The sequence below is a fragment of the Tardiphaga sp. genome, assembly GCF_028290785.1.
Lineage (GTDB): Bacteria > Pseudomonadota > Alphaproteobacteria > Rhizobiales > Xanthobacteraceae > Tardiphaga.
Genome location: NZ_JAQGJD010000252.1, coordinates 1 through 9,646 on the forward strand (window position 1 = coordinate 1; position 9,646 = coordinate 9,646).

Consider the following 9,646-nt stretch of genomic DNA (forward strand, 5'->3'; position numbering starts at 1 on the left):
CGTGTTCCACAGCGTCGCGAAGCGCTACGACCTGATGAACGACCTGATGTCGATGGGGCTGCATCGCGTCTGGAAAGACATCATGATCCAGGCACTCAACCCGCCGCGCTCCGACGCGCCGTTCAAGCTGCTCGACGTCGCCGGCGGCACCGGCGACATTTCGTTCCGCGCTGCCAAGGTGGCGGGCGATGGCTTCCACGCCACCGTCTGCGACATCAATTCCGGCATGCTCGACGTCGGCCGCGAGCGCGCCATCACCCACCATCTCGAGCACCGCGTCGATTTCATCGAGGGCAATGCCGAGGAACTGCCGTTCCCCGACAAGAATTTCGACGCCTACACCATCGCGTTCGGCATCCGCAACGTGCCGCGCATCGACCGCGCGCTGGCGGAAGCCTATCGCGTGCTGCGGCCGGGCAGCCGCTTCCTGTGCCTGGAATTCTCCACCGTGGACGTCCCCGGCCTCGACAAGATCTACGACCTGTTCTCGTTCAAGCTGATCCCGCCGATGGGCAAGGCCGTGACCGGCGACGCGGAATCTTATCAGTACCTGGTGGAATCGATCCGGCAGTTTCCAAAACCCGCGGCGTTCTCCGAGATGATCCGCACCGCCGGCTTCTCCCGCGTCAGCCATCAGGTCCTCTCCGGCGGCATCGTCGCGCTGCATTCGGGCTGGCGTTTGTGATCTCTGCTCTCACGCATATGGCGCGGCTGGCCCGCGCCGGCTTTGTGTTCGCGCGTGAAGGCGTGTTCGGCGTCGTCGATCCGTCCTTCGTGCCGCCGCCCGGCCAGCTCGCTTTGCGTATCGCGCGGCTGATCGAACGCCCCGGCGTGAAATCAGGCGCACGGCTGTCGGCGGCCCTGACGCGCCTCGGCCCGGCCTATCTCAAGCTCGGACAGTTTCTCGCCACGCGGCCCGACGTGGTCGGCGTCGCGATGGCGCGCGATCTCGAAAGCCTGCAGGACCGGCTGCCGCCGTTTTCCATGACCGAGGCCGAGGCGGTCGTCGCGGCGTCGCTGGAACGGCCGGTGGCGGAGCTCTATGCGAGCTTCAGCCCGCCGGTCGCGGCAGCCTCGATCGCGCAGGTGCACCGCGCCGAAATCGAGAAGGACGGCGTCCGCCACACCGTGGCGGTCAAGGTGCTCCGACCCAACGTCGCCGCGCAATTCCGCCGCGACCTCAGCGATTTCATGTTTGTCGCCGTCAATGCCGAACAGCACTCCGCCGAAGCTCGCCGGCTGCGCCTGGTCGAGATCATCCACACGATGTCCCGCTCGGTAGCGATGGAGATGGATCTGCGGCTGGAAGCCGCCGCTTTGTCGGAGATGGCGGAGAACACCGCAGACGATCCCGACTTTCGCGTGCCGAAAGTCGATTGGGACCGCACGTCGCACAATGTGCTGACCATGGAATGGATCGACGGCATCGCGCTGAACGATCATGCGCGGCTCGCGGAGTCGCAGGTCGATCTGCCCGATCTCGGCCGCAAGGTAATCCAGAGCTTTTTGCGCCACGCGTTGCGCGACGGCTTCTTCCATGCCGACATGCATCCAGGCAACCTGTTCCTCGACGATAGCGGCCGGCTTGTTGCGGTCGATTTCGGCATCATGGGCCGGCTCGGCATGAAGGAGCGCCGCTTCCTCGCAGAGATTCTGCTCGGCTTCATCACGCGAAATTACCGCCGCGTCGCCGAAGTCCACTTCGAGGCCGGCTATGTGCCCGCGCATCACTCGGTGGAAAATTTTGCGCAAGCAATCCGCGCCATCGGCGAGCCGATTCACAATCGCACCGCTGAAGAAATCTCGATGGCGAAATTGCTCACGCTGTTGCTCGAGGTCACCGGCCTGTTCGACATGCGCACGCGGCCGGAATTGATCCTGCTGCAGAAGACCATGGTGGTGGTCGAAGGCGTCGCGCGGTCGTTCGATCCCAAGCTCGATATCTGGAAAGTCGCTGATCCCGTGGTCCGCGAATGGATCGAACGAAACCTCGGGCCGCTCGGCAAAATTCAGGGCGCCCTGTCCGGCGCCGGCGAACTCGGACGCGTGGTCTCCGGCCTGCCGGCGATGGCGTCGCGCGCGGTCACCGTGCTCGAACAGCTGGAGACCATGAGCCGCGACGGCCTCCGGCTCGATCCCGAGACCATTGCCGCGATCGGCCGCACCCGCGCCAGGCAGGCCCGCTGGCGCAGCATCGGCATCTGGGTAATCGCACTAACCTTCCTCGGCATCCTGTTCTCGATGCACTAGCCGAATGATTGCAATGCTGGCATAATGTGCTAGCATTGCTGTCAACCGGGGCGGGGAACGACCATGGCCAGCCTGACGATCCGCAAACTGGACGACGCGATCCGCGACGAGCTGCGGCTGCGCGCCGCCCGAAATGGCCGCTCCGTGGAGGACGAAGTCCGCGTCATCCTGCGCGAGGCGGCGCGGCCAGACGCGCTGCCAAAGGCTGATTTCCCGCACGAAAATTCGATTCTTGCGGCAAAATCAGGGCAGCGACCAAAGAGCGATATAACTCAACGGGTTACCCTCATTATTGGCGGCGGAATCGCGGCCTACAAAGCGCTCGACCTGATCCGCCGTTTGAAGGAGCGAAACCTCCATGTGCGCGTGGTTTTGACTCGGGCCGCGCAGCAATTCGTCACCCCGCTCGCCGCCTCCGCGCTGTCCAACGAGCGCGCCTACACCGACCTGTTCGATCCGCAGAGCGAGTTCGATGCCGGCCATATTCGCCTCGCGCGCGAATGCGATTTGATAGTAGTAGCCCCCGCCACCGCCGATCTGATGGCGAAGATGGCGAACGGCCACGCCGACGATCTCGCTACCGCGATCCTGTTGGCATCGGACAAAACGATCCTGCTCGCACCGGCGATGAATCCATTGATGTGGAATAACGCCGCGACGCGCCGCAACGTCGCGCAATTGCAACGCGACGGCGTTGTCATGATCGGCCCCAATGCCGGCGAGATGGCGGAGCGCAACGAAGCCGGCACCGGCCGCATGGCCGAGCCGACGGAGATTGCCGAAGCCGCGGAAGCATTTTTGCGGCCGCCGCAAGCGCAACCGCTGGCCGGCAAGCGCGTACTGATCACCGCAGGCCCGACCCACGAGCCGATCGACCCGGTGCGCTACATCGCCAATCGCTCGTCGGGCAAGCAGGGTTTTGCGATTGCTGCTGCGGCACGCGCCGCCGGCGCCGAAGTAATATTGGTTTCAGGCCCCGTCGATCTCGATGAGCCACACGGAGTCATCGTCAAACACGTCGAATCCGCGCGCGACATGCTCGCCGCTGTGGAAGCGGCATTGCCCGTCGATATCGCGATCTTCGCCGCCGCGGTCGCCGACTGGCGCGTCGTCAGCGAAGGCGCGCAGAAATTGAAGAAGACCGGCGCCGCGCTGCCGCCGCTACAGCTCACGGAAAATCCCGACATTCTCGCAACCATTTCAAAATCGAAAGACAATCGACCGGCACTGGTGATCGGCTTCGCCGCCGAGACCGAGCATCTGATCGACAATGCCAAGGCGAAAATATTGCGAAAGGGCTGCGACTGGATCGTCGCCAACGATGTTTCGCCATCCACTGGTATCATGGGCGGCGACGACAACACCGTGCATCTGCTCACGCGCCGCGATAGTGAAATCGATGTCGACTCCTGGCCAGCGATGAGCAAGGACGGCGTCGCGACCGCTCTGGTCGCGCGCATCGCCGAACAATTCAAGAAAGCAAATCCATGAGCGCCATCACCATCGACGTCCAGCAACTCGCCCATGGCGCCGGCCTCGCGCTGCCCGCCTATCAGACGTCGCATGCCGCCGGACTCGATCTGCTCGCCGCCGTGCCCGAAGATGCACCGGTGATTCTCGCGCCCGGAAAATACGCGCTGGTGCCGACCGCGCTGACCATTGCATTGCCCGATGGCTTTGAGGCGCAGGTGCGGCCACGCTCGGGCCTCGCCGCCAAGCACGGCGTCACGGTACTGAATTCGCCGGGCACCATCGACGCGGACTACCGCGGCGAGATCGGCGTGCTGCTAATCAACCACGGCGCCACCGCCTTCACGGTCAAACGCGGCGAACGCATCGCGCAGCTGGTGATTGCGAAGGTCGTGCGTGCGAAACTCGTGACGGTCGCCGCGCTCAGCGAAACCGATCGCGGCGCCGGCGGGTTTGGTTCCACCGGAAGCTAGCTTACTTGCGCTAGCTGTAGGGTTTCCCGGACGCGGTGCGGCGTGCAACGCCGCTTCGCAGATCCGGGATCCCGGTTTCTTTGCATAACCGGGACCCCGGCTCTGCAGCGCACTACGCCGCCCCAACGATGCTTCGCATCGTCAGGCGGCGCACTGCGCAGCGTCCGGGGAACGAGAGAGGCGCATTGGCGCAGCGTCCGGCGCGCACCAAAGACTCACCTCGCCATTTTTTCACCATGCGAGTCCCGTTCACGGTCTGGACTCTTACCCGCCGACTCCCGAAGGGGATACTGTCAGACGATTCGCGAGCGGTGAGGGGCCGTTCGGGAAGACGTGGTTTGGGGCGAATGATGTCAGGCGTGATCGCGGCGATACGTCGGACCTTGCTGTCGTGCACCTCACTGGTGCGCGACGGGCTCGTGGGAATTGGCGCGTCCGTCGTCCTGGCGACCTCCGCAGCGCGCGCCGAGGATCCCTTCATCGGCCAGGCGCTGGCCAGCTTCTTCAATCTCGACCGCCAGGAACTCGCCGCGCTGACGTTGGCGCTGGCGGTGCTCGGCTTTTCCGTGCTCTCCACCATCCTCCTGATGCGGACGCGGATTCGCGCCGAGCGGACCGAAGCGCGGCTGCGCACCGACCTGCACGCGCTGCAGGTTGAGGCCGACCGCTTTCGCGCGCTGCTGTTTGCCGAACCGCAGGTGCTGATCTGCTGGGCCGCCGGCGACAGCCGCCCGGAAATCTCCGGCGATACCTCGCTGGTGATGTCGCAGGATCCGCAGCAGCATCAGCCGCAACGCATTCTCGCTTTTGGCACCTGGCTTCCGCCGGAACCGGCGCTGCAGATCGATCACGCGGTCGATGCGCTGCTCGACGCCGGCGAAGGCTTCGTGCTCAACCTGACCACCTCCACCGGTCGCGCCATCGAGGCAATGGGCCGCGCCATCGGCGGCCAGGCCATCGTGCGGATCCGCGAACTCAGCGGCCTGCGTCGCGAACTGGCCGAGATGACGTTGCGTCACAAAGAACTCTCGGAAGAGACCGAGACCTTGCGCGGCTTCGCCAGCGCCGCGCCGTGGCCGATCTGGACCCGACGCACCAGCGGCGCGCTGAGCTTCGCCAACGCCGCCTATGCCCGCGCGACGGAAGCCAGCGGCCCGAACGATGCCATCGACCGCAACCTCGAACTGCTCGACAGCGACGACCGCAACAACCTGGCCCGCGCCCTCAACGACAACCAGCCGTTCGCCGCCCGCGTGCCGATCGTGATCTCAGGCGAGCGCCGCATCTATGACGTTCACGCGCTGAATGTGTCCGGCGGCAGCGCCGGCATGGCAATCGACGCCTCCGAGGCCGCCGCGCTGTCAGCCGCGCTGGTGCGGATGGCCGAAGCGCATCGCCGCACCCTCGATCAGCTATCGTCGGGCGTCGCGGTGTTCGACGCGCAACGGCGGCTCGCCTTCTACAACGATTCCTATCGCCGGCTGTGGGACCTCGACCGCACCTTTCTCGACAACACCCCGGACGATTCCAGCGTGCTGGACAAGCTCCGCGCCGCACGAAAATTGCCGGAGCAGCCGAACTTCCGGGAGTGGAAGGCCAAGCTGCACGAGGCCTATCGCGCCGTCGAGCCGGCCAAGGATGTCTGGTATCTGCCCGACGGCCGCGCGCTCAGCATCGTCACCACGCCGAATCCCGAAGGCGGCGTCACCTATCTGTTCGACGACGTCACCGAGAGCCTGGAACTGGCGCGGCGCTTCGACGGCCTGATCCGGGTGCAGCGCGAGACGCTCGACAACCTCGCCGAAGCGGTTGCGGTGTTCGGCAGCAACGGCCGCGCGCAGCTGTTCAATCCTGCCTTCGCCAAGATGTGGAAGCTGTCCGACGAGGCGATGCAGCAGCATCCGCACATCGAGATGGTGGAATCCTGGTGCCGGCCGCTGTTCGACGATGCATCGACCTGGCAGACGCTGCGCGGCGCCATCACCGGAATCGAGAACCGCGTCGCGGTGCCCTTGAAGCTGGAGCGCAAAGACGGCAGCGTGCTCGACTGCATGACCATGCCGCTGCCCGACGGCGCGACCATGCTGACGTTCCAGGACATCTCCGACGCCGAGAACGTCGAGCGCGCGTTGCGCGAACGCAACGAGGCGCTAGAAGCCGCCGACCAGATGAAGGTGGATTTCGTCCACCACGTCTCCTACGAACTGCGCTCGCCGCTCACCACCATCATCGGCTTCGCGCATCTGCTCAGCGATCCCGTCACCGGCCCCTTGATGCCGAAGCAGGCGGAATACCTCGAATACATCACCACCTCGACCGGCGCGCTGCTGGCGATCATCAACAACATCCTGGATCTTGCCACCATCGACGCCGGCGCGATGACGCTCAATCTCGGCCCGATCGATATCCGCAAGACCATCGAAGACGCCGCCGAGGGCATCCAGGACCGGCTGGCGCGCGACCGCATCACGTTGCAGGTCAACGCCGATCCGAGCATCGGCAACTTCACCGGCGACGAGCGCCGCGTCGTGCAGGTGCTGTACAATCTGCTTGCCAACGCGGTCGGCTTCTCGCCGCAGGATTCCGTGATCACGCTGACCGCGGAGCGCACCGAGCACAACGTGCGCTTCATGGTCACCGACCGTGGCCCCGGCATTCCGCCCGAGGTCAAGGACAAGGTGTTCGACTGGTTCGAGAGCCACGCCAACGGCTCGCGGCATCGCGGCGCCGGGCTCGGCCTGTCGCTGGTGCGCTCCTTTGTCGAACTGCACGGCGGCAAGGTCCGGGTCGATTCCGTGGTCGGCAAGGGCACCACGGTCACCTGCGACTTCCCGATCGACCAGACCGCGCATCGCAACGCCGCGGAATGAACGCGCCCTTCACCTTCGCGCTGGCGCTGGCCAACGAAACCGCCACCGCGCATTTGATGGCCGATCTCGCGCTGCTGATCGGCGCCGGCGATGTCATCACGCTGACCGGCGACCTCGGCGCCGGCAAGACCGCCGCGGCACGGGCCATGATCCGCTATCTCGCCGGCGACGACGAGTTGGAAGTACCCAGCCCGACCTTCACGCTGGCGCAGAGTTACGAGTTGCCGTCGTTTCCGCTGGTGCATGCCGATCTCTACCGCACCAACGACGCGAGCGAGCTGGAAGAGATCGGCCTGTCGCCGCTGCCCGACGGCGTGGTGGTGCTGATCGAATGGCCGGAGCGCGCCGAAAGCCTGATGCCCGAGGATCGCATCGACATCACGCTGAGCCATCGACCGGCGCTGGGATCGTCGGCGCGCGCCGCCGAGATCACCGGCCACGGCACATCCGCCGCGACGGTCGCGCGACTGAAGGCGCTGCGTGAATTTCTCGACGGCGCGCGCTATCTGGATGCGACACGGCAGCGCATGGCCGGCGACGCCTCCACGCGCTCCTATGCGCGGCTGATCCGCGACGACGGCGTCTTCATTCTGATGAACGCGCCGCGACGGCCCGATGGCGTGGCGCTCTATGACGGCAAGTCCTACAGCGCCGCGGTGCATCTGGCCGAGGACGTCAAACCCTTCGTCGCCATCGCCAACGGGCTGCGCGCCCACGGCATCTCGGCGCCGGCGATCCATCACGCCGATCTCGACGCCGGCTTCCTCATCACCGAGGATTTCGGCACCGCCGGCTTTATCGAAGGCGATCCTGCGACGCCTATTCCGGAGCGTTACCAGGCAGCCACCGACATGCTGGCGGCGCTGCACCAGCAGTCGCTGCCGGAAACGCTGCCGCTGCTGCCGCATGCCGGCTACGCAATTCCGGTGTTCGATACCGAGGCGCTGCTGATCGAAGTCGGGCTGATGCCGGAATGGTATCTGCCGGATCGGGATGCGACGCCGAGCGACGAAGTTCGTGGCGAATTTTTTACGATGTGGCGCGCGCTGCTGGCGAAGCCCGCCGCGGCGCCAAGGACTTGGGTGCTGCGCGATTTCCATTCGCCGAACCTGATCTGGCTCGACGACCGCGAGGGCATCCACAAGGTCGGCGTGATCGATTTTCAGGACACCGTGCTCGGCCCCGCCGCCTACGATCTGGTGTCGCTGCTGCAGGACGCCCGCATCGACGTGGCCGAGCCGCTCGAACTGGCGATGTTCTCGCGCTACGTCCAGGCGCGGCGCGCGGCCGATGCTGGGTTCGACGCCGCCGCTTTCGCCGAGCTCTATGCAATCATGTCGGCGCAGCGCAACACGCGGCTGCTCGGCACCTTCGCGCGGCTCAACCGCCGCGACGGAAAGCCGCACTACCTCAAGCACCAGCCGCGGATCTGGACCTATCTGAACCGCTCGCTGGCGCATCCGACGCTGGCGCCGTTCCGCGACTGGTACGCCGCAAATGTGCCGCCGCCGCGCGGCTGACTTTTACCGCTTGTTAGCCAGGGGCGTCGTATCTTACCAGCCATGACCGCGCGTCGGCGCGGGGCCTGCGGTATGGAGGAAGCGGCATGGCGTTGGCACCGGAGCGGCGCAAGGGCGACCGGATCGTTTTCGAACGCGGCTTCCCCGCCCATATGATGAGCATCGACGGCACCTGGCGCCGCGCCTGCATCATGGAAGATATTTCCGAGATCGGCGCCAAGCTCACGGTCGAAGGCTCGGTCGAGGGGCTGAACCTGAAAGAATTCTTCCTGCTGCTGTCATCGACGGGACTGGCCTATCGCCGCTGCGAACTGGCCTGGGTCAACGGCGACCAGATCGGGGTCAATTTCCTCAAGCAGGGCGACAAGAAAAAGAAAATTGCGCGACGCCCGGAGAACCAGGACGCCGACGCCTGAGCGAGGGACAACCCGGAGTTCGTCGCATTCGCGTCATACCGGCACATTATGGCTTGATCGATTCATGCACGCGCACCAAGGTGGTGCTACACTTTTCGCAAGATGTTCGAACCGCAAGATCCTAGAGCCCAAAAGCTTCGATCCCAAGACCTTCGATCCCAAGACCTTCGATCCGATGTCGAGACCGATTTCAAGATGCCCGTAAAACCCCGCAAAGCCATGGTTCTCGCCGCCGGCCTCGGCCTGCGGATGCGCCCGCTCACCGATCACTTGCCGAAGCCGCTGGTGCAGGTCGCGGGCTCCGCGCTGCTCGATCACGTGCTCGACAAGCTGGCGGAAGCCGGCGTCGATGAGGCCGTGGTCAACGTGCACTATCTGCCCGACCAGATCATCGACCACGTCGCGACGCGGCCGCGACCCCGCGTCACGATTTCCGACGAACGCGACCAGGTACTCGGCACCGGCGGCGCGGTCGTGAAAGCGCTGCCGCTGCTCGGCGCCGAGCCGTTCTATCATCTCAACGCCGACACCATGTGGATCGACGGTGTGCGGCCGAATCTCGCGCGGCTCGCCGAAGCGTTCGATCCCGAGCGGATGGACATCCTGCTGTTGATGGCGCCGACCGCCAACAGCATCGGCTATGCCGG

General features: G+C 65.3%; 8 protein-coding genes. All 8 read left to right on the forward strand.

The features are described 5' to 3' along the window. Nucleotides 1–685: bifunctional demethylmenaquinone methyltransferase/2-methoxy-6-polyprenyl-1,4-benzoquinol methylase UbiE (gene ubiE / locus JWR89_RS15755; RefSeq protein ID WP_299717746.1), on the forward strand; the 685-nt coding region annotated here is incomplete at its 5' end. Further along, on the forward strand, nt 682–2,250 hold the full coding sequence (gene ubiB / locus JWR89_RS15760) for a 2-polyprenylphenol 6-hydroxylase (RefSeq protein ID WP_299717748.1): 1,569 nt from the start codon (nt 682–684) through the stop codon (nt 2,248–2,250). The genes ubiE and ubiB, both read left to right, overlap by 4 nt. Before the next feature lie 63 nt (nt 2,251–2,313). After that, on the forward strand, nt 2,314–3,741 hold the full coding sequence (coaBC, locus tag JWR89_RS15765; protein ID WP_299717750.1) for a bifunctional phosphopantothenoylcysteine decarboxylase/phosphopantothenate--cysteine ligase CoaBC: 1,428 nt from the start codon (nt 2,314–2,316) through the stop codon (nt 3,739–3,741). Continuing rightward, nucleotides 3,738–4,193, forward strand: a complete 456-nt coding sequence (dut, locus tag JWR89_RS15770) for a dUTP diphosphatase (protein ID WP_299717752.1) — start codon at nt 3,738–3,740, stop codon at nt 4,191–4,193. The genes coaBC and dut overlap by 4 nt, the downstream gene beginning before the upstream one ends. 350 nt (nt 4,194–4,543) lie before the next feature. Further along, nucleotides 4,544–7,063: a PAS-domain containing protein gene (locus tag JWR89_RS15775; RefSeq protein ID WP_299717754.1), complete on the forward strand. Its 2,520-nt coding sequence runs from the start codon at nt 4,544–4,546 to the stop codon at nt 7,061–7,063. Further along, nucleotides 7,060–8,583 carry a tRNA (adenosine(37)-N6)-threonylcarbamoyltransferase complex ATPase subunit type 1 TsaE gene (tsaE, locus tag JWR89_RS15780; RefSeq protein WP_299717756.1) on the forward strand — a complete coding sequence of 508 codons (1,524 nt, stop codon included), beginning with the start codon at nt 7,060–7,062 and terminating at the stop codon, nt 8,581–8,583. Before JWR89_RS15775 ends, tsaE begins: the two co-directional genes overlap by 4 nt. A 92-nt stretch (nt 8,584–8,675) precedes the next feature. After that, nucleotides 8,676–8,999, forward strand: coding sequence for a PilZ domain-containing protein (locus JWR89_RS15785; RefSeq protein ID WP_299717760.1), 324 nt, complete (start codon nt 8,676–8,678; stop codon nt 8,997–8,999). Between the two features lie 195 nt (nt 9,000–9,194). Then, a partial coding sequence (locus JWR89_RS15790) for a nucleotidyltransferase family protein (RefSeq protein WP_299717758.1) occupies nt 9,195–9,646 on the forward strand: 452 nt, incomplete at its 3' end.